Origin of the sequence: Candidatus Dormiibacter sp., from assembly GCF_050999135.1 — a bacterium.
In the GTDB taxonomy this organism is placed as follows: Bacteria; Chloroflexota; Dormibacteria; order Dormibacterales; family Dormibacteraceae; genus Dormiibacter; species Dormiibacter spiritus.
On record NZ_JBPCPN010000027.1, the window covers coordinates 12,965 to 32,610 of the forward strand.

Consider the following 19,646-nt stretch of genomic DNA (forward strand, 5'->3'; position numbering starts at 1 on the left):
GCTCCGGCAGCCGATGAGCTTGTTGTGCCCCCTACCTGACCGGCTGGAGCTTCCGCCAAACGACTAGCAGTTGCGAGGCGTTGAAGATCGAGCTGTAGGTACCCGACAGGATGCCTATCAGGAGCGCGAGGACGAAGCCCTGCAGCGTCTGCCCACCGAATAAGAGCAGCGCGGCGAGCACGAGCACGACAGTGAAGCTGGTGATGATGGAGCGGGCCGCCGTCTGCAGGATGCTCAGATTCACAACCTGCTCGAAGGTCAACCGGCTGGCCCCGAGCCGGTCGGAGAGGACAAGGTTCTCGCGAATCCTGTCGAACACGACTATTGTGTCGTGAACCGAGAAACCCACGACTGTCAAGGCCGCGGTCAGGAAGAGGCTGTCGATCTCCCCTATGCGCAGGTTCAGCACCTTGCCCAGGATCGAGAAGATGCCGGTCAGGAGAAAGACATCGTGCAGGAGCGCCAGCAGGGCGCTGCCGCCGAACTGAAAGCCCGCCCGCCAGCCGCCCCTCACCCGGCGGAAGCGGAAGGCGAGATAGAGCAGGATCAGGATGGCGGCGGCGAGAACCGCCAGCAGGGCGGAGGTGACTATCTCGCGAGCGACTGAGGGTCCCACCTGGTTGGCCTGGATCTGGTTGCGGTCGACCGGCGCCACCTTGCTGTCCAGGTCGTCGACTATCTTCTTCTGCTGGGCCGGGTCGAGCGCACGAGTGCGCACTATGTAGGTGCCGTTGGCGCCCTTCTGAACAGTGCCGTTGACATTCTCGGAAGCGACGACCGCCTCCACCTGGGCTTGGTTCGCGGGCTGGCTGAACTTGAGGAACAGCTCGGTGCCGCCTTGGAAATCAATGCCCAGCAGGAAGCCCCGCGTGAGCATGGAATAGATGCCGGGGACGATGATGAGTAGGGAGAGGGCGAAGAACACGTTCCGGCGGCCGACTATGTCGAGCCGGCGGCTCGGCGTGGCTACCGGCTCCCCGGTTGCTTCTTCGCCGCTCAGCGGCCGGCGGGCGGCTCCGGGCCGGCTAAGCTCGGCCACGGCGGAGGGGGAGCGTGACGCCCATCAGGAAGCTGCGTTCGGCGTTGTGGTTCTCGACCACCAGGGCCATCAGGTTGTGGGTCACGATGATGGAGGAGAACATGCTGACCAGCACGCCCAGGAACAGGGTGATGGCAAAGCCCTTGACAGGTCCGTTGCCGGCCAGATAGAGCAAACCGGTCGTGATCAACGTGGCTGTGTTCGAGTCCCGGATCGCCGGCCAGGCCCGGCCCACCGCTGTCTCGACGGCGGCCCCCACTGAAACGCCTGAGCGGACCTCCTCCTTGAAGCGCTCAAAGATGAGCACGTTGGCGTCCACAGCCATGCCCACGCTCAGGATGAAACCGGCCAGGCCGGCCAGTGTCAGCGTGACGGGGATCATCTTGAACACCGCCAACGTCAGGCCGGCGTAGAAGAGTAGAGCCACGCTGGCGACGAGCCCCGGCAGGCGATAGAAGAAGATCATGAACACGATGACTATCAGCAGGCCGAGCACCCCGGCCGCGAGGCTGCGCTTGATCGAGTCGGCGCCGAGGGTGGCCCCCACCTCGGTCGACTGAATCACCTGGAGATTGCCCGGGAGGGCGCCAGAGTTGAGCAGGATGGCGAGATTCTTGGCGCTGTCAGCAGTGAAGTTGCCGGTGATCTGCGACTGTCCGCCGGTGATCGGCTGCAGGATGCGCGCGTCGACCAGCAGCTTGCCGCCCTGGTCGAAGGGCCGGTAGAGGTCAGCCGCCCGCTGGTCCCAGTGGGCGACGTCGTCAGCGGTCAAATTCAGCCAATTGGTGATCGAGTGCTGAGGGCAGTCGGTCGCGCCGTTGGGGCAGGTGGCGTTGAAGGCTTCAGTCGAGAGCTGGCTGAAGATAGCTGCGCCCTGAGAGTTGTAGGTGACGTTGATCACCCACTGGTTGCCGTTCTGAGCATCGAGCGAGGCGTCGGCCCCGGTCAGCATCTCCGAGGTGAGCGCCGTGATCTGGGGCCGGTTGCCGGGAAAGGGGCCGCCCTTGACGTTCGCATCGGCCACCCACTTGGTCGTGACCAGCCGGGCGGTGTTGCCGATGGTGGCCTGGGCCTTGGCGGCGGAGACGCCCGCCAGCTGAACCTCGATTCGATCCCTGCCGACGGGGTTGATGACGGGCTCGCTCACGCCGAGTTTGTTGATGCGCTTGGAGATGACGTCGATGGTGTCGCGCTGCACCTGGCTCATGTCGCGGCCGGGCGGAACGTCGGTGATCTGCAGCAGCAGGTCCGTGCCGCCCTGCAAATCCAGCCCGCGATGGATGTAGACCTGGTTGCCGAAGAGCTGGGGCGGCATTCCGCTCACCTGGCCGGTCAGCGGCTGGTGGTTCAGGACGCGCTGGATGTAACCGGCGCCGTCCACGGCTATCGAGAGGATGAGCAGGCCGACCACAAGGAGGCGGACCGGCCAGGAGAGGAGGTAGTGCAAACCTGTAGCAGTTTATCGACGCATATCCCTCCTATGCCGGATGAGGTAGCCTAGCCCGGCGCAGCTTGGCGTCGCTTGTCGATGGAAGCGCCTCCTGCGGCCGAGCGTACCCCTCTCGCCGCACGTGTGCGAGCAAGCGCTTCGATGATCCTGCACCCGTCTCCGCCGAACTCGACCTGTCCCTGGTCTTGTACGGGCGGCCGAGCAGGGGGCGGTCCAGAATAACGACTCACTTGAGCAAGATGTCGCTCGTGCTCTCGGCTGAGATGGGCTCGCGACCCCTCTGGCTGCGATCTATGGTCCGACCGGCCCTGGGAGTCATGACGGTTGCATCGAACCCCGTTCTTGCCCTCTATGAACTCTCACTCGTCCGTCCTCCATCAGTAGCACGCGGTCGGCGATTGAGCAGGCGCTGTTGTCGTGCGTGGCCAGGAGAACGCCGGTTCCCGCGTCCGCTGCTTGGCGAATAACTTCCAGCACCCCGCGCCCGGTATCGGTATCTAGTTGGGATGTTGGCTCGTCTGCAAGTAGGAGAGAAGGACCCTTCACAAGCGCCCGCACCAAGGCAACTCGCTGTTGCTCACCTCCTGATAGTTCATGCGCTCGGTGAGCCGATCGTTCTGCTAGGCCAACCGCTGCAAGAGCGGCATGCGCCTGCTTTAGGGACTCGGCCACCGGAATACCTCGGAGACGCAGCGAAAGGCTTACGTTCTCAACGGCAGAATACAACGGCAACAAACCGGCGGTCTGGAAGATCCATCCGACCTGGTTGCGAAGACGTTCAGGCGGCACCGACTCCTCGCCCGGAACAATCTTCTCTCCTCCGACCTCGACTTGACCACGATCCGGTCGATCGAGGCCACCGCACAGTGCTAACAACGTCGACTTGCCGGATCCAGAACGACCCACCAGCACGACCACTTCCCCTTCCCATACCGAGAGAGTGACTGCGACAACTGCCTTCACACTCGCGCCCCCAACCTGGAAGGATCGATAAAGCCCGTCCGCCCGGAGGACTTCACTCCCGGCCACGTCGCCCCCGGGCCGGAGAGATTCGCAGACCATCGCCATCGCGCTGTATCCGCACCAAGCTGTCCAAACCGAGCTCTTCCAGAAGGTGAAGGGGTATCTGCAGTCGCCCAAAGCGATCCACGATAGTCAGCTCGTCGGCAACTAAGCCCCGATCTCGTTCGATGTAGCGAGTCTCGGTCGATGTCCTGCCATCGCGGATTTGAACGACCCGATCGACGTGGCGTCCTAATGCCGGGTCGTGGGTGACCATTATAGTGCCCACCCTCAGGTCCATGAGCAGTGCGGCCACATCTCGCATCAAGTCCTCCGAAGACTCCGTGTCCAACTCCGAAGTAGGTTCATCCACGAGCAGTAGCCGGGGCTGATTTGCGAGAGCAACCGCCAGCGCCAAGCGCTGCCGCTCTCCTCCTGAAAGCTGGACTGGGCGATGCTTCAAACGGTGTCCAAGGCCCAGAGCATCGAGCAGACCTCGAGCCCTCTCTTCTCGGGAAGGTTCGGCGGCAGTTGCAAGCATCGGCACTTGCACGTTCTCCAGGGAATTTAGGGGCGGCCACAGATTGCGTTGACTGTGCTGCCACATGTAACCGACCGTATCCCGACGGTAGGCCTCCCTTTCTGACGGGATTAGCCGAGTCAAGTCACGCCCAGCCACCATCAACCGGCCGGCACTTGGTGCCTCGAGAGCCGCTAGGACGTTTAGCAACGTGGTTTTCCCACTGCCGCTGCGTCCCACCACGGCGATCAACTCGCCCTCTTCTAATCTGAGGTCGAGCCCCTGCAGAGCAACTACCTCCAGATCATCCTTCTTGTAGATGTGGACGAGTCCATCAGCCTCGACCAAGGCTGCGACGCGGCCCGGGTGCGCCATCATGCCACCAGGCGAAGTTCCTGGAGCAGGTCGAATCGGAGCGCGGTGCGCTGGGTCCAGCGGCCCGCGGCCAGGCTCAGAGCCAGAAGCACCGTAAGTCCGCCCGCAACGATCAGTGGCTGAATGGTGATAGTGGTGGCAGGAATGGTGTCCACGGGATCCGAGCCAAGATGGAGTGTCGGCAGCAGAACGACTGCACAAGCCAGGCCGAGCATGGTACCGACGAACATCCCGTAGATTAAAACCACAACACGTTCGATGGCGAGACTCCGGCGGATCTCTTTCTGTGACAGGCCATTCGCCTGCATGACTGCGTATTCGCCTAACCGTTCGCGGATCAGAGCCATCACGTTCACTCCAAAGCCAAGCACCATGATCACCATCATCGAGCCAAATCCGAGCGCCAGCCCTACTTCGAGTGCGCGGCGGTTGGGATCGGTTAGTGTGCTCTGCTCCAACGCTCGACGGTCGTAAAGTGCCGAAACAGGGCCAAGACTTCGCAGCGCTTCCTCCAGATGGGGGGGTAAGCCAGCGGTCTTTAACCAGAGTTCGGTGGGCCATGCGGTCGTGCCGCCTTCGCCCAGACGCTGGATCAAAGAATCTCGCGGAGCGATCATAATGTACTCACGCGTTGGATAGGTCGACGGGAAGGCGCTGATCGTTCCCACAACTGAGACTCTGAGAGTCTGCTGAGCCACGACTGCCTCCAGCTCCTGACCGACTTTCAGTCCGAGATCATCCAGGAGGCCTGGGCTCACCAGCACCGGCAGTGGTCGCCGGCCTCCAGCGGGCCAGATTGATACATCACTACCGCCATCAACTGGAATTGATAGAGTCTCTCGGCCTTCACGGGTCTGTTGAGCATCTGGCACCCGGCCGAGCGGACGTGAGGACGCAACGGTCGTTCGGGAATACCATGGACCGTCAGCTGCAGTGAACGACTGGACGACGTGACCATCGACCGCCAGATCACTCAGGGCAATCTGGCCCACGGCTGGCTGTTGGCTCAACGTGAGTTCCCGGAGCTTCAAAGGGAATACCGGTGCTCCTGTTGTGGGCTGTAGCGAGGCTTGGAGCAGCCGCCAACCCGGTGGGTGGAGCTGACCAAGGGGGACCGACCAGAGGCGGCCAGCATCATCTTCGACTAGCGCCGCCAGGCTGCCGGAGAGTCCGCTGGCGAACGTCCATACGGACAACTCGGATGGGCGGCCCGGCAGCCGGAGCCCATCGACGTCTTGTACCACCAGAGGCCGCAGTAGCCGCCGTAGCGGTTGAGCATAGGCGTCCGATCGCGCCCAAGCGACGTCGGCGAGGCTGGCTGGGTCGACCCCGAGCACCGTCATGGAAGTGGCCGATGTCGCGGGCGAGCCGAGGGCCCGATAGACCCAACTGCTTCCAGCCACGCCGGGAAGGTTTCGAACGGCGGCCAGGCGTGGCGGGCCTGCGGCCGTCTGATACGCCGTCCGCACGTCCGCTCCAACCGCGTAATCGGCTCGGTCAATCGCATTCTGACGATCAGTGGCAAGACATATGCCGTTGAAGACCGCCAGGGCGACGCTGATCGTCAGCAGGAGCGCTAAGGGCAGATACCGACCGGGTCGCCTGACCAGTTGAACGCTCGCCAGGCTTGCCGGCAAATCGTGCAGGAGCCGCTCTACCAAGCCGGCGATGGGCCCCAGCAGTCTGAGACCAACGACCGCCAATAGGCCCAGCGCCAGGGCAGGAAAGGTAACGACCAGTGGATCGTCGCCTCCCTGTTGGAAGCCCCGCACACGAGCCTCTTGAAGGAGCCCAAGGGCCAGTACGCCAAGACCAAGATCGAAATAGTGTCGTCGCCACCAGGGTTGTGAGCTCGGACGGGAGGCGTCCCTTCGTACCTCCAGCACCTCGGCTCCGGCTGCTCGCCAAGTCTGCGAGACTAGGATCAGCGTCTCGCAGAGCAGGCAGACCAAGACGGTAGGGGCAGCTGCACGCAGTAGATCCCCGGCAGCCCCGATCAAGTCTGCGCCTAGCCCAAAGGTGGTCAGCGCTAGAACGCCGCAGAGCAAGCTGGCAAAGATTAGGCCCAGTGCACTGGCTGGCAAAACCAGGACGAGTAGCTGCATTAATGCCACGAGCCAAATGCGCCTTCTGGGCCAACCGCGAGCTCTCAGCACACTAAGATCCGCGGACTGACCGCCGAGGAAGCCAGCGACCAAGAATCCTGTGGCATAGAGAGCCGCCACAAGCATGGCGACCGTCACTAGCTCGATCGTGTACGCGGCACTTTGCCGACGTATATCGAAGTTCCGCAGCTCACCGTCGAGTTGGGTCGAGAAGGACCCGCCGCGCTCTACGACGAAATATCCACGCAGTTGATGTAGTTGTGCAACAACAGCCGGCACCTCGGCTGCGTGAAGACTCTTGAGATCGGCCACATAAAAGTGCATGACTTGAATGTCAGGAGTGTCCCCAGCTTGGAGGCCGAACAGTGCTTCCTTGCCCATGGTAACCACGGTCTCAGGCGGACGACCACCCCAGAACGCCTCATTAGCATCTCGAGCCGACCATACCCCAGCTACGCGAAGACAGAAAGGTGCCCGGGAATTACTCGTGAAGCGCAAACAGAAGTGGTTGCCGAGGCGCAAACCAAATGTAGCAGCAGCCCTCTGGGGCAGACTGACAGGCGTTACGGCTGAGGACTGGCTTCCCTCAGCAGGAATGTCACCCGACACCATTTCCACGTGCCGAGCTAGATCGCGGACGTACATCAACGTCGGCGCGGCCTGTCCGTGCTCGGAGGCGGTGGATTGTCCATCGATGGACGCGAGTTGCAGCCCCGACAGTGATGCGACAGCAGCTCCCGCTTGAACGTAGCCTCCGACATTGCGGGCAATCTGCTTTTCTACGTCTGCTTGGAATGCGTCGAAGCCGCTGGGACTTCCGACCCCGCCGCTTGGGGCCCCGATCAGGATGACCTTGCCCTCCTGGCTGCCGCCAACCACTGTGTGGACGCCCGCTTCTGCGGCGGTCGCCTGTACTAACGGAACGGCCGCGGCCAAGCCCAGAGTCGCGCTCAGAGCGATCAGCACCGCCAAAGTTACATGACCCTCGTAGCCAAGGCGGCGCCACGCCAGCCGCCCAACTGTCAGCTGCACCGCGGTGCCGAGGAATCGTGGTACTCAGGCATGCTTTAGCGGGGCGGCGCGCAGCATTGGCTCTTCTGGAGCAACCACCAAGTTAAGTGGGCTGCCGGCGACACATGTCCCCGGTAGCCCATGGACCAAGGGCACGATTGTGCCCTGATTACCCAAGTATCAGGCGGCAGCGGTTCTTCTTGTTGGCACGGCTTCTAGCAACAATTATCGTAGCAGTAGTGACCACAACAATTATCATAACAGATGTAGCCACACGCCGGGTTCCTCGGATTGCACAATGACCATGAACAATCATAACAGCACGAAATACAGGCGATAGGTGACTCGCCTCGGGAGCCGGCCAATCGACCGGCAGGTTCCCCAAAGGTGATCCCGATCGCCCGCAGCCAATGATGAAGCCTCTGCGTCCCCTTGTCAGGCGTCGATGTTCGATCTCTGACTTCCAACACCTCTTCTAAATTGACCATCTGTTCCTCCAACTCATACTTGAGATACGAGCGAACTGCTTCCAAGTGCTAAGTCATACGGCGTCACCTCCCGATTGTGCTCGATGCAGGCCAAAGTTGCGCAACTGTTTTGCGTCATGGAATTGTGCAGCCGCAACTACCTTACAGGACTGAATTTTTAGCACCGCTGGACGCCAGCGAACGGCCAAGTGCTGCAGTGCTGTGCTTCTCGGTCCAACGAGTACAAGGGCCACAGTCGGCAGCCTGGTGGCCCTTATGAATCGCTCCGCTGCCAATGCAGTGCCAGCCAGCAGCACGACATATCGGTCGTCCGTTACTTGCACTTCAGCGTCTCTCAAGCCCTCTGCTATGAACCAACTAGATTCATCGATTGGATCTAAGACCACAACCAGACCGGACAGGTCTGGTAGATACTCCCTCCAGTCGACCGGCACAAGTCGGTCAGCTGCGACTCCATCGAGCGGTGGTAGAGCCTTGCCGATGGTATCTGTTGTAGCGGGAAGAGGACCCTGCAAGACCAACACTTGTCGGCGAATCATCGCAATTCGACGATGCTGCTCAACAATCGCACTACCCTGAAGTGCGACCAAGACAAGGGTCGCGACGAGTGCAGCAGCGATCAAGTCTGGCATAGTAGTCATTCCTCATCGCCATCCGAGAGGCTTTGACAGCTGCCGCCAGTCCAGAAGCCACTTAGTCGTCAGCAATACCGCAATCATGGTCAACGTACCCCCGCCACTAGGATGACCTCCCGCAGTCGAACACAATGTAAGCACCGCTGCCAGGAGGGCCAGGGTGCCGGCTCGCATAGCGGTCTGGATCCCAAGCGTCATACGGCCACCTGCGAAGCAAGCACATGGAATGGGTCGTTTTAACCAGGCTGCGTAAAGGCCTACGAGAACATAGGCGGTCAAGAGGGCAGCAGTTGCAAGGCCGGCAGCCGCGGGATACGAGGCCGTCGCAAGCGCTGCGGCTAGCCCCGCCTCAAGGACGAGTACCGTGACTGCCGTAGTCGGGGCCATGCGGGCAGGGACTCCCAACTGTCCAAGAGTGACGATCGAAAATGTGTTGAAATTCCGCAACTTGCCAACCACGGAGAGTAGTAGCACGCCACCCAGAGCCGCAGCGAGCACTGTGGCTGTAAGGACGAGCGCCGCTTCCATCTTCTTTGTCAGGCTCCCATTCCGGCCGGGTTGTGTGGAGCCCTCTAATGATCGGCTTATCTGCCCAATCTGTCAAGCATGGGCAGCAATTGGGTTGCGTCCCCCAGGCGCTGTAAAAGTGAAACGACGTAGTCTGCCGCGGAAGGTCTGACCAACCATCGCAAGGAGGACTACGCCGTGAAGAAGAGAGTAGCGCCGGGCCGCTCTCGCTGAGGATCTGCCGGCGCTCGGCGCCCATCTCGGCTACCCACTCCGACTCCGCAAGCGGCTGCGCTCGACGAACCTGCTCGAACGCTCGTTGGGCGAGGTCAAACGTCGGACGAAGGTCATCGGCCGCTTCCCCGGCGAGACCAGCTGCCTCAGCCTCGGTTGGGCGGTCATGGACCTGGTGATCGCGGCCGGCCGCGGCCTCGCGCTCATCGATTTCGAGCGCCAGCAACTCGCTCAGATGCGCGCCGCCAAGCCCGCCCAATCAGACGTCGAGATGACCGCTTAAGATGCACACGCCGGGCGGAGAAACGTCTCCGCTTTTACAGCAGGCTGGGGAAGCGACCGGCGACTAGGTATTCAGTCGGATTGCCCGCCTCAGATCGGACCCTGCTGTGGGTTGGTGGACGAGCAGCCGGTCATCGAGACCTACAACGCATCCCTTCTGGCGCCCACTGGTCGTTCCGCAGTCAGCAAGCTCGGTGGATGGCAAGCGCCGACAAGCGCGCCCTTGTTGTGGTGGCTGTCGGAGGGTCACGACAGATCGCTCGTCGCCTACCCACCACTCGCTCGGCGGAGACGAGCCGCCACCCACGAACAGCACCTCCGCGCGCGACGGCATTTGCTCCGGTGTCAGGCTCGCCGTCCGGCTGAAAGCCGGGCCCTCTTCCTCTTCTTAGAGCAGCGTCTGCTGGGCCGGGTTGGCGGCGGGTGGCGTGAGCCCGAGATGCTGGTAGGCGAGCTCGGTGACGACGCGCCCCCGAGCCGTGCGGGCGAGCAGCCCGCACTGGATGAGGAACGGCTCGTGCACGTCCTCGATGGTCTCCGGTTCCTCGGCCAGAGACGTGGCTATGGTGTCCAGGCCGACGGGGCCGCCGCGAAAGTTGTGGATCACGGTTTCCAGCAAGCGCCTGTCGAGCGCTTCCAGGCCCAGTTCGTCGACTTTGAGCATCTCGAGCGTCTTGATCGTCACCGCCTGGGTTGCCACCCCCTCCGCGCGCACCTGCGCATAATCGCGCACGCGGCGGAGCAGGCGGTTGGCGATGCGCGGCGTTCCTCTTGAGCGGCGGGCCAGCTCGCCCGCTGCCGAGGGCTCGATTTCGAGCTCGAGCAGGCGGGCCGAACGGCGCACTATTCGCTCCAGCTCCGGCTCGCTGTAGAACTCGAGCCGAAACGCTGCGCCGAAGCGGTCGCGCATAGGTCCGCTCAGGAGGCCCTGCCGCGTCGTGGCGCCGACGCATGTGAATTGTGCCAGCGGCAGCCGGGCCGAGGTGGCGCCCGCCCCCTTGCCCAACACGATGTCGAAGGTGAAGTCCTCCATGGCGGGATAGAGCGCTTCCTCGACCACCTTGTTCAGCCGGTGGATCTCGTCCAGGAAGAGGACGTCGCGATCGTTCAGGTTCGTGAGTATCGAAGCCAGGGCGCCCGCGTGATCGATGGCAGGCCCGGAAGAGGTCTTGATGCTGACGCCCAGCTCGTTGGCGATGATGTTCGCGAGCGTCGTCTTGCCGAGTCCGGGGGGCCCCGACAGGAGCACGTGCTCCACCGGTTCGCCCCGGCGTCGCGCCGCCTCGATCAGGATGCTGAGATTGGCCCTGACCTGCTCCTGGCCTATGTAGTCCTGCAGGGTGCGCGGGCGGAGCGTGCGGTCGAGCTGCTCTTCCTCGCTCTGCACATTCGGGTCGACCAAGTTCTCAGACTCGCTCACCTGCCCAGAGCCTTCAGAGCGGCCGCCAGTGCTGCCTGGGCGGCGGGTTCTGCCTTCCAGTCGACCGCGTCCAGGCCCTGCTTGGCCTGTTGGGCGCTGAAGCCTAGGGAGCGGAGCGCGCTCTCGACCTGGGTCTGCGCCTCTCCATCCGAAGCCCCGTGGGGCGTGCTCGGCAGAGCCAGCAGCGCAGCCTCGGCCTGCAGCCTGGGCTTCAGATCGATGATCACCTTCTGGGCTGTGCGAGCGCCCACGCCGCTCGCCCTCCTGATTGGGGCCACATCATCGGCAAGGATCGCGCGCTTCAGGACGTCCCGGCTGGCCACGCTGAGAATGGCCAGTGCCACCTTGGGCCCCACCCCATCCACCTGGATCAGCATCTGGAAGAGCTCCAGATCCTCAGCGCTGGCAAATCCGTAAAGAGCCAGCTGGTCCTCACGCACAACCGTGTGGATGTGAAGCGCCGCCTCCTCCCTCGCTCCCACTGCCGGAACTGATTCGCGGGCCGAGGCGGGCAGGGAAACCAGATAGCCGACCCCGCCCACGTCCAGCACCACCTGGTCTTGGGCCGCCCGGATGACCCGGCCCCGCAGGTGGCCGATCAACCGGGTTGCCGACCGACCGCGCCGGGTACGCCTTCGGCCACCCGCCGGGTCCGGGCGTGGCAGACGGCGATCGCCACCGCATCGGCCGCGTGGTGGTCACCGGTGCTGCCGGCCAGCTGGAGGCCCAGCATGCGGCCCATCTGGGTCTTGCCGGCCAATCCGTATCCGGTGATGACCGATTTGACATGGCTTGGCTTGTACTCGTGCACGGTTACGCCCGCCTCGCCCAGGGCGGCCAGCACGGCGCCCCTCGCCTGAGCGACGCCGATGGCGCTGCTCGCATTGCGGCCGAGGAAGAGCTCCTCCAGCGCCGCCTCCTGAAGCTGGTAGCTGGCCAGCACCTGACGCAGCTCGGTGACCAGGAGCACCAGCCGGGGAGCCGGCGGTCCGGGCTTGGTCCTGATGGTGCCGCTGGCCACCACCTGCTGGCGTCCATCAACCACCGCCCAGCCCGTATTGGCCAGCCCGGGGTCGATCCCCAGGAGAAGCGGCGGCTCCGGGAGAGCCATCGGCAGCTAGTCGACCACTAAACGCCGGCTGAGACGCGTTCGAGAACTTCCGCGGGGACGTCGAAGTTGGCGTAGACCGCCTGGACGTCGTCGTCCTCTTCCAGTGCCTCCAGCAGCCGCAGCACCTGGGGCACCTGCTCTTCGGGCACGGGGACCGTCTGACCGGGCTGCATGGTGATCTCGGCCTCCTCGATCCTGACTCCCAGCGCTTCGACGGCCGACTTCACAGGTTCCAGAGAGTTCGGCTCGGTGGTGATCTCGACGCTGTTGCCCTCCACCTTGATGTCCTCGGCGCCTGCCTCGATCGCCGCCAGGCCCACCTCCTCCGGGTCGAGCCTGCCGGCATCCAGGCTCAGCACTCCCTTGCGGCTGAACATCCAGCCCACGGAGTTGGCCTCGGCCAGATTGCCGCCGTTCTTGGCGAAGATGTGCCGCATCGACGGTGCCGTGCGGTTGCGGTTGTCGGTGACCGCGTCGACCATCACCGCCACCCCAGCTGGGCCGTAGCCCTCGTAGCGAACCTCTTCCAGGGCGTCCCCCTTGCCAGCGCCGGCACCACGGTCGATGGCGCCCGAGATCTTGTCGGCGGGCATGTTCGCCTCCCGCGCCTTCTGCACTGCCAGGCGAAGCCGGAAGTTGCTGGTCGGATCAGGCCCACCCTCGCGCGCGGCGATGGTTACCTCCCTGGTCACCCGGGTGAAAGTCTGGCTCCGCTTGGCGTCAACTATCGCCTTCTTGTGCTTGATTCCCGCCCACTTGGAGTGACCTGACATTTCAGACCCCAGCTCCAGACTGGTGCAATGCTGCGAACATGCTTTCGGGCATTTTAGCCAACGCTCAGACGAAAGAAGTTTCGCTTGCCGGCTTTGACCATCCCCCCGTCCTCGACCGGGTGATCGGAGGCCACCTTCTCACCGTTCAGCGAAAGGCCGCCCTGCTCAGCCAGCCGCCGGACCTGGCTCAGGCTGCCATAGAGACCGGCCGCAACCAGCGCCGCCGCCACTGTGGTCCCGGCCCGGACCTGGAGCAGAGGAATCTCGGTTTCGTCCAGATTGCGGCTCCTGAACTTTGCCTCGAAGTCGCGCTCCGCGGCCGCCGCCGCCTCCGGATTCGCCAACCGGGTCACCACCGCGCGGGCCAGCGCCGCCTTGGCCTCTCGCGCCGGCAGCTGCAGCGCAGCCGCGATCTCGGCGGGGCCCAGACCTGATACCAGGCGCAGATACGGCTCGATCAGCGAGTCGGGAAGGGACATGACCTTGCCGTAGATCTCCGGCGCAGGAGCCGCAACGCCTATGTAGTTGCCGAGCGACTTGCTCATCCGCCGTCGATCGGGGCCGACCAGGAGAGGGAAAACCATCACGTCCTGTGGCGCCTGGCCGTAGGCGCGCTGAACCTCGCGGCCGAAGAGCAGGTTGAAGAGCTGGTCGGTACCGCCGATCTCCACGTCGGCTCGGACTGCAACCGAGTCATAGCCCTGGCTGAAGGGATAGAGAATCTCGTGAGCGCCGATGGCTGCACCCGACTGCAAGCGGTGGCTGAAGTCCTCTCGCTGCAGCACCGACTGCAGCGTCTGGCTGCCGAGCAGACGGAGCACGTCGGCGGCCGTCATGCGGCCCAGCCACTCGGCGTTGCGATGGACCTCGGCGCGCTCCAGATCGAGAATGCGGCCCGCTTGCGCGAAGTACGTCTGGGCGTTCACCTCTACCTGTTCAGCGGTCAGCATCGGCCTGGTCTCGGAGCGTCCGCTGGGGTCGCCGATCTGGGCTGTGTAGTCGCCCACTATCAGTACCGCGGTGTGACCCGCGTCCTGGAAGGCGCGCAATACCCCCAGCTGGATCGTGTGGCCGAGGTGGAGATCGGGCGCCGTCGGGTCCAGCCCCAGCTTGACCCGGAGCCTGTCTCCGCGCGAGAGCCGGGCCTGCAGGTGCTCAGCGCTGTGGATCTCGACAGCTATGTGCTGCAGCCTGGCCCAGAGCCGCTCCGCGGCTCCCGTCTTAGTCACGGAAGCTCGCCTCAAAGCGCTTGCTGAGCGTGGCCCGAATCTGCTCCAACCGGCTGTCCACCTCCTCATCCGTCAGCGTGCGCTCGGGGCTGCGGAACGTCAGCGCGAAGGCGACGCTCTTGCGACCCTCGGTCACCTGGCTGCCGCGGTAGTCGTCGAAAGCCGCTGCGTCGGTCAGGAGCTCGCCACCCTTCGAGCGAATCGCCCCGGCGAGAGTGGCAGCCTCCAAGTCCAGGGGCACCACCACAGCCAGGTCGCGCGTTACCGCTGGGTAACGCGGCAGGGCCTTGACCTTTCGGGTCGAATCCAGTTCAAGCAGGGGCGCGATCTCCAGCTGAGCGGCTACCGCTCGCCCCGGCAGGCCAAATGCTTGAGAGGTGGTGGGGTGCAGTTCGCCGATGCAGCCGATGGCCTCCCGGCCGGACAGAATGCGCGCGGTCCGGCCAGGGTGATAGAGCCGGTCTTCGGCCCGCTCGAAGCGCAACCTCGCGGGCGCCAGGGCGTTCACCGCCCGCTCCAGACCACCCTTGAGCTCATAGAAAGCCTTCCGAGCGGCGTCTGCTCCCTCGTGACCGGTGCTGAGGACGCCGAGTAGCTGCGGTTCGTCGGGCTGCTCCTCCGGCTCTTCTGAGTCTCCCCGACTCCGCAGATAGGCCCGGCCGATCTCGAAGAGCCGGCTGGCCTGGCGACCGTGCTTCTGCTGCAGCTGCGCCACCTTGAGGAGTGAGGGGAGCAGAGATGTCCGCAGCGTGTCCTGGTCGTCACTGAGCGGGTTGACCATTCGCAGCGCTCGCCCGTCAAGGCCCAACCGGCGCAACATCTCGGCCGCCACCAACGCCGGCGTCACCACCTCGTCGAAGCCGGCGCCGGCGAGCGCCTGCCGGCAGGGGTCCAGCCGCCGCTCCACGCTCGGCGTGGCGGCGCGCCAGGAGCTGCGCCGCCGGCCGGGCAGCGTGGCCGGCACGTTGTCGTAGCCGTAGATGCGGCCCACCTCTTCGGCGACGTCCTGCACGCTTGTCACGTCAAGCCGGAACACCGGCGGCAGCACGTACCACTCGCCCTCTGTCTCGACGCGGACCTGGAAGCCCAGGCGATCGAGGATCGCCTCCATCTCCTCCAGCGGCACGTGCAAGCCCAGGATCGCGTCGATCCGCTCCGGCCGGAAGCGCACAGGGACGGGTTCCTGCGGCCGCGGATAGGCTTCGGCCCAGCTCGTATGGACCTTGGCGCCGCAGACCTCCTGCAGCAGCCCGGCCGCCCGCCGCGCGCCGGCCAGCGCCAGCTCCGGCGAGATGTTCTTCTCGAGCCTGACCGACGCCTCCGTGCGCAGCTTCAACCGCCGCGACATGCCGCGAACCGCGATGCCCTCGAAATTGGCGGCTTCCAGCAATATCTGGGTGGTGCCGACCTGCACAGCCGTTTCCGCGCCGCCGATGAGACCGGCCAGCGCAACCGGTTGGTCGCCGTCGGTGATCACGAAGCTGTCGGGCCCGAGCTGCCGGTCCTGACCGTCCAGGCAGAGCAGATGCTCGCCTTCCCGGGCCTCGCGCACACCAATCCTGCGCGCACCCAACCGGTCCAGGTCGAAGGCGTGGAGGGGCTGGCCGTACTCCAGCGCCACGTAGTTGGTGATGTCGACCACGTTGCTGATCGGCCTCACCCCCACCGCCCTGAGCCGCCGCTGCAACCACTGGGGTGAGGGACCCACTCGGATGTCACTCACGACAGCGCCTATATAGCGCCGGCAGAACCGGGGGTCTTCGATCGCGATGCTGACGAGATCCGTGCCCGGCGGCTCAATGCCGCCGGTGAAGAGCGGCATGAAATCGTGCTTCAGGCGCCGCCCGCGGGCGGCTGCCAGCTCCCTGGCCAGACCCAGGTGGCAGAGGCAGTCAGGCCGGTTGGGAGTGACCTCAACCTCCAGGATGGCGTCGCTCGGCACTATCGCACTGAGCGGCTGACCCGGCTCCCCCGAATCCAGCAGCATGATGCCGTCGTGTTCGTCGGAGAGCTCGAGCTCAGCCTGCGAGCAGAGCATGCCACGGGCTTCGAAACCGGCGATGTTAGCGTCGCGGACCTTGACTCCGCTCGGCACAGTGGTGCCCGGCAGAGCGACCGGGACCAGTGAGCCGACGACAGCGTTGGCAGCGCCCGCGACGATCTGTCTCTGCTCGTCACCCAGATCGACCATGTGCACCCAGAGCGGCTTCTTGGAAGCGGGATGCGGCTCCTGCGAGATGATCCGGCCCACCCTGATCTGGGACAGGTCGATCAATCTCAGTTCTTCCACGGTCCAGCCGGCCATCGTCAGCGTCTGGGCGGCCTCCTGGGGAGTCAGATCCTCGATCCCGGCCAGCTCAGACAGCCACTGGAACGAAACCCTCACTCAGCCCCCCGAGCCCTCAGATGCTGCGCCCTTTCGACCGGTACAGGCACCTAGAACTGCTCCAAGAAGCGGTGGTCGTTCTCGTAGAACAGGCGCAGGTCCTCCACCCCGTATTTCAGCATCGCGATCCGCTCGATGCCGAAACCCCAGGCGAAGCCGCTGTAACGCTCGGGATCGATGTTCCCGTTCCGGAGGACTGCCGGATGGACCATGCCGCAGCCGCCGGCCTCCAGCCAGCCGTCGCCGCCGCAGCTGCGGCAGCCCCGGCCGCCGCAGACCAAGCAGGAGACGTCGAACTCAAAGCTGGGCTCCGTGTAGGGAAAGTAGCTGGGCCTGAAACGCACCCTCCGCTCCTCGTCCCAGAGCGACTGTGAGAAGTACTGCACAGTTCCCTTCAAATCACCCACAGTGATGCCGACATCCACTGCCAGCGCCTCCACCTGCATGAACTGAGCCAGGTGGCTGGCATCGGTCGCCTCCTGCCTGTAGACCCGGCCGGGCATCGCCGCATAGATTGGCGGCTCGCCATGCTTCAGCATGGTCCGGATCTGCATGGGCGAGGTGTGCGTGCGCAGCACCAGCGTCTCCGAGCGGTTGAGGAAGAAGGTCTCCTGCATGTCGCGGGAGGCATGACCGCGGGGCAGGTTCAGCGCCTCGAAGTTGTACCAGTCAGTCTCGACCTCGGGGCCGATCTCCACCTGGTACCCCATCCTTTCCATGATCGTCTCGATCTCTCGCTGGACAACTGTCAGCACATGCAGCCGGCCCAGCCGAGGCGGTTGGCCGGGCAGTGTGACGTCGATCCTCTCGCTGTCGGCCAAGTCGGCCAGCCGCCGACGCCGCAGCTCATCCAGGCGCCCCGCCAGGGACTCCTGGAGCGAACGCTTGGCCAGGTTGTAGGCTCTGCCGGCCGCCTGCCTCTCGTCCGGCGCCAGCTGCGAGAAGTCCGGTGGCACCAGCACTCCGCGTGCGCCGAGGTAATGGATGCGCAGGCGCTCCAGCTCAGCGGCATGAGGAGCCTGGGCGATCAGGCTGCGCGCTTCCGCCGCCGTCTGCTCGAAATCGCTCATGCGAGCCGCCTTCGCAGCTCGAACAGCAGCACAGCGGCCGCCGCCGCCACGTTGAGCGATTCTGCCCCCGGCTGCATGGGGATGGTCACCGGTTCAAGTCGCGGGTTGCTGAGCCCGTGCGCCTCGCTGCCCAGCGCGAGAACCTCCACTCCGCGAAGGTCCAGGCGGCGGATGTCACCGCCACCGCGGGGAGTGGCGCCCAATCCCCTCGCACCGGCGAGCTCAGCCCAGGTACCCCGAGCTACGCCCAGACCGAACACGGCCCCCGCCGAAGCCCTCACCGCCTTCGCGGAGAAGGGGTCGGCGCCGCCGAGCACCGCGATCGCCGGGGCGCCCGCCGCCACCGCGCTGCGGCAGATGGTCCCCACGTTGCCGGGGTCCTGCACGCCGTCCAGGACCACCAGCGGCCAGCCGGCTGTCCGCGCCGCCGCCAGGGCTTCGGGGACGCTCAACTCCCTGACGGCCCCTATTGCCAGGACGCCCTGTGGGCTGACCGTCTGACTCACCGCGCTGAACACCTGGGGAGCGAGCTCGATCACACGCTCGGCGGGGATGCTTGACTCGCTGCCCTTCCGCAGCGCGAGCAGTTCCAAGCGCACGCCCCGCGCCGCGGCCTCCGCGACCACGCGTGGACCCTCGATCAAAGCCAGGCCAGGTTCCCGCCTCTTGGCCAGCTGGCGCAGCCGCTTGACAGCCCGGTTCTCGGGCGAGAGAACAGCTTCCGGCGCGGCCGGAGCGGCCCTACTGGCTCTGCTTGGCAACCTCGACCAGCCGAGCGAAGGAGCCGCTGTCGGCGACAGCCAGGTCGGCCAGCACCTTGCGGTCGATCTCCACTCCGGCCTGGCGGAGTCCGTGCATGAAGCGGTTGTAGGGCATGCCGCTCTGGCGGGCGGCAGCGTTGATGCGGGCGATCCAGAGCCGGCGGAAGTCGCGCTTGCGCTGACGCCGGTCCCGGAAGGCATAGGCGAGCGAATGCAGGACCGCCTCGTTAGCGGACCGGAAGAGCAGCTTCTTGGAGTAGCGGAAACCCTTGGCCCGCTCCAGGATTGCCTTGTGCCGTCGATGGGCGCTGACGCCTCGCTTGACTCTGGCCATGTAACTTCCTAAATCCCCAGCGCCTGACGAACCTGGCGCACGTCCGAGGGATGAATCAACGGCGAGCTTCGGTACCCGCGCTTGCGCTTGGCCGACTTGTGCTCCAGCAGATGGCTCTTCCAGGCGTGCCGGCGGACCAACTTGCCGTTTCTGGTCACCCGCACGCGCTTGGCCACGTCTTTACGGGTCTTCAGCTTGGGCATCAAACTCCTTCCTTGACCTGTACTGGCGCGGACGGCTGAGGGTGCGGACGGTGATTGGGCGCCAGGATCATGAAGAGGTTCCGCCCCTCCATGATGGGCGCGCGCTCGACAGTGGCGATCTCCTTCGCCGCGTCGGCCACTCGGTCCAGCAGGCGCCGGCCGATGTCCTGATGGACCATCTCCCGACCCCTGAACATAATCGTCACCTTGACTTTCTCACCTTGCTCGATGAACTGGCGAACACCCTTGAATTTGGTCTGGAAATCGTGGTCGGCCACCTTCGGTCGGAGCTTCATCTCCTTCAGCTTGGTGGTGTTCTGCTTCCGCCGCTGGTCCTTCTCCCGCTTGATGGTCTCGAACTTGTAGCGCCCGTAATCAAGCAGCTTGCAGACTGGCGGACTTGCCTGAGGAGCCACCTCGACCAAGTCGAGGCCCTTCTCCCCCGCTATGCGGAGCGCCGCCGCAGTGCTGAGGACGCCGAGCTGGTTGTTCTGGTCGTCGATCAGGCGCACTTCCTGGGAGCGGATCTGATCGTTGATACGAAGCTCTCTAAACGGGATGAGACGATCCCTTGGTCAAATTCAGTGTCGCTTTATTCTCCTAACAAAAAAACGGACGGCACAGGTGCCATCCGCCAGCGCCGAACCTCTTAAGAGCCATGCGGCCCGCGAGGTGAGGGGCGGATACCCCTGCTTCAAAGACGTCCTGCAT

The 19,646-nt window shown here is 64.5% G+C and carries 18 protein-coding genes and 1 pseudogene; 1 reads left to right on the forward strand and 18 read right to left on the reverse strand.

Features of this window, described 5'->3' with window-relative positions:
* Positions 1-31: 31 nt before the first annotated feature.
* The 7 genes and pseudogenes from secF to ACR2MZ_RS06865 all read right to left on the reverse strand — a co-directional run bounded on the left by secF (position 32) and on the right by ACR2MZ_RS06865 (position 9,153).
* Positions 32-1,039 carry a protein translocase subunit SecF gene (gene secF / locus ACR2MZ_RS06835; protein ID WP_434004318.1) on the reverse strand — a complete coding sequence of 336 codons (1,008 nt, stop codon included), beginning with the start codon at positions 1,037-1,039 and terminating at the stop codon, positions 32-34.
* On the reverse strand, positions 1,026-2,486 hold the full coding sequence (gene secD / locus ACR2MZ_RS06840; protein ID WP_434004319.1) for a protein translocase subunit SecD: 1,461 nt from the start codon (positions 2,484-2,486) through the stop codon (positions 1,026-1,028). The genes secF and secD overlap by 14 nt, the downstream gene beginning before the upstream one ends.
* Before the next feature lie 318 nt (positions 2,487-2,804).
* Positions 2,805-3,557: an ABC transporter ATP-binding protein gene (locus ACR2MZ_RS06845; protein WP_434004320.1), complete on the reverse strand. Its 753-nt coding sequence runs from the start codon at positions 3,555-3,557 to the stop codon at positions 2,805-2,807.
* Positions 3,505-3,843, reverse strand: a complete 339-nt coding sequence (locus ACR2MZ_RS06850) for a hypothetical protein (protein ID WP_434004435.1) — start codon at positions 3,841-3,843, stop codon at positions 3,505-3,507. Before ACR2MZ_RS06850 ends, ACR2MZ_RS06845 begins: the two co-directional genes overlap by 53 nt.
* 15 nt (positions 3,844-3,858) lie before the next feature.
* A pseudogene (locus tag ACR2MZ_RS06855) lies at positions 3,859-4,389 on the reverse strand (ABC transporter ATP-binding protein); the annotation flags it as partial.
* Positions 4,386-7,457, reverse strand: coding sequence for an FtsX-like permease family protein (locus tag ACR2MZ_RS06860; protein ID WP_434004427.1), 3,072 nt, complete (start codon positions 7,455-7,457; stop codon positions 4,386-4,388). The gene ACR2MZ_RS06860 and the pseudogene ACR2MZ_RS06855, both read right to left, overlap by 4 nt.
* Before the next feature lie 1,177 nt (positions 7,458-8,634).
* On the reverse strand, positions 8,635-9,153 hold the full coding sequence (locus tag ACR2MZ_RS06865) for a MauE/DoxX family redox-associated membrane protein (protein ID WP_434004321.1): 519 nt from the start codon (positions 9,151-9,153) through the stop codon (positions 8,635-8,637).
* Between the two features lie 217 nt (positions 9,154-9,370).
* Here ACR2MZ_RS06865 and ACR2MZ_RS06870 point away from each other — a divergent pair, with 217 nt between their 5' ends.
* Positions 9,371-9,649, forward strand: coding sequence for a transposase (locus ACR2MZ_RS06870; RefSeq protein WP_434004428.1), 279 nt, complete (start codon positions 9,371-9,373; stop codon positions 9,647-9,649).
* A gap of 387 nt (positions 9,650-10,036) precedes the next feature.
* On the opposite strand, the gene ruvB is transcribed toward ACR2MZ_RS06870, so the two are convergent.
* The 11 genes from ruvB to infC are packed head-to-tail and all read right to left on the reverse strand — an operon-like array spanning position 10,037 to position 19,495.
* Complete coding sequence (gene ruvB, locus ACR2MZ_RS06875) at positions 10,037-11,068, reverse strand: Holliday junction branch migration DNA helicase RuvB (RefSeq protein WP_434004322.1); 1,032 nt, start codon at positions 11,066-11,068, stop codon at positions 10,037-10,039.
* Positions 11,065-11,670 (reverse strand): Holliday junction branch migration protein RuvA, encoded by a 606-nt coding sequence (gene ruvA, locus ACR2MZ_RS06880; RefSeq protein ID WP_434004323.1) that lies wholly within the window; start codon positions 11,668-11,670, stop codon positions 11,065-11,067. The genes ruvB and ruvA overlap by 4 nt, the downstream gene beginning before the upstream one ends.
* The gene (locus ACR2MZ_RS06885) at positions 11,667-12,179 is read right to left on the reverse strand and encodes a crossover junction endodeoxyribonuclease RuvC (RefSeq protein ID WP_434004324.1); all 513 of its coding nucleotides are present in this window, start codon (positions 12,177-12,179) and stop codon (positions 11,667-11,669) included. The genes ruvA and ACR2MZ_RS06885 overlap by 4 nt, the downstream gene beginning before the upstream one ends.
* A 17-nt stretch (positions 12,180-12,196) precedes the next feature.
* On the reverse strand, positions 12,197-12,952 hold the full coding sequence (locus tag ACR2MZ_RS06890; protein WP_434004325.1) for a YebC/PmpR family DNA-binding transcriptional regulator: 756 nt from the start codon (positions 12,950-12,952) through the stop codon (positions 12,197-12,199).
* A 53-nt stretch (positions 12,953-13,005) separates the two neighbouring features.
* A complete protein-coding gene (gene tyrS, locus ACR2MZ_RS06895; protein ID WP_434004326.1) occupies positions 13,006-14,181 on the reverse strand; it encodes a tyrosine--tRNA ligase in 1,176 nt (391 codons plus the stop codon).
* Complete coding sequence (gene pheT, locus ACR2MZ_RS06900) at positions 14,174-16,567, reverse strand: phenylalanine--tRNA ligase subunit beta (RefSeq protein ID WP_434004327.1); 2,394 nt, start codon at positions 16,565-16,567, stop codon at positions 14,174-14,176. Before pheT ends, tyrS begins: the two co-directional genes overlap by 8 nt.
* 50 nt (positions 16,568-16,617) lie before the next feature.
* Positions 16,618-17,637, reverse strand: coding sequence for a phenylalanine--tRNA ligase subunit alpha (gene pheS / locus ACR2MZ_RS06905; protein WP_434004328.1), 1,020 nt, complete (start codon positions 17,635-17,637; stop codon positions 16,618-16,620).
* Positions 17,634-18,398 carry a TrmH family RNA methyltransferase gene (locus ACR2MZ_RS06910; protein ID WP_434004329.1) on the reverse strand — a complete coding sequence of 255 codons (765 nt, stop codon included), beginning with the start codon at positions 18,396-18,398 and terminating at the stop codon, positions 17,634-17,636. Before ACR2MZ_RS06910 ends, pheS begins: the two co-directional genes overlap by 4 nt.
* Complete coding sequence (gene rplT, locus ACR2MZ_RS06915; protein ID WP_338179820.1) at positions 18,379-18,732, reverse strand: 50S ribosomal protein L20; 354 nt, start codon at positions 18,730-18,732, stop codon at positions 18,379-18,381. The genes ACR2MZ_RS06910 and rplT overlap by 20 nt, the downstream gene beginning before the upstream one ends.
* An 8-nt stretch (positions 18,733-18,740) precedes the next feature.
* Positions 18,741-18,935, reverse strand: a complete 195-nt coding sequence (rpmI, locus tag ACR2MZ_RS06920; protein WP_434004330.1) for a 50S ribosomal protein L35 — start codon at positions 18,933-18,935, stop codon at positions 18,741-18,743.
* Positions 18,935-19,495, reverse strand: coding sequence for a translation initiation factor IF-3 (gene infC, locus ACR2MZ_RS06925; RefSeq protein WP_434004429.1), 561 nt, complete (start codon positions 19,493-19,495; stop codon positions 18,935-18,937). Before infC ends, rpmI begins: the two co-directional genes overlap by 1 nt.
* Positions 19,496-19,646 lie beyond the last annotated feature (151 nt).

Bases quoted from the DNA above. Each gene is read 5' to 3' on its own strand.
- ACR2MZ_RS06845 (WP_434004320.1), bottom strand. From the start codon at position 3,557: ATGGCGATGGTCTGCGAATCTCTCCGGCCCGGGGGCGACGTGGCCGGG.
- ACR2MZ_RS06865 (WP_434004321.1), bottom strand. From the start codon at position 9,153: ATGGAAGCGGCGCTCGTCCTTACAGCCACAGTGCTCGCTGCGGCTCTG.
- ACR2MZ_RS06885 (WP_434004324.1), bottom strand. From the start codon at position 12,179: ATGGCTCTCCCGGAGCCGCCGCTTCTCCTGGGGATCGACCCCGGGCTG.
- ACR2MZ_RS06890 (WP_434004325.1), bottom strand. From the start codon at position 12,952: ATGTCAGGTCACTCCAAGTGGGCGGGAATCAAGCACAAGAAGGCGATA.
- pheS (WP_434004328.1), bottom strand. From the start codon at position 17,637: ATGAGCGATTTCGAGCAGACGGCGGCGGAAGCGCGCAGCCTGATCGCC.
- rplT (WP_338179820.1), bottom strand. From the start codon at position 18,732: ATGGCCAGAGTCAAGCGAGGCGTCAGCGCCCATCGACGGCACAAGGCA.
- rpmI (WP_434004330.1), bottom strand. From the start codon at position 18,935: ATGCCCAAGCTGAAGACCCGTAAAGACGTGGCCAAGCGCGTGCGGGTG.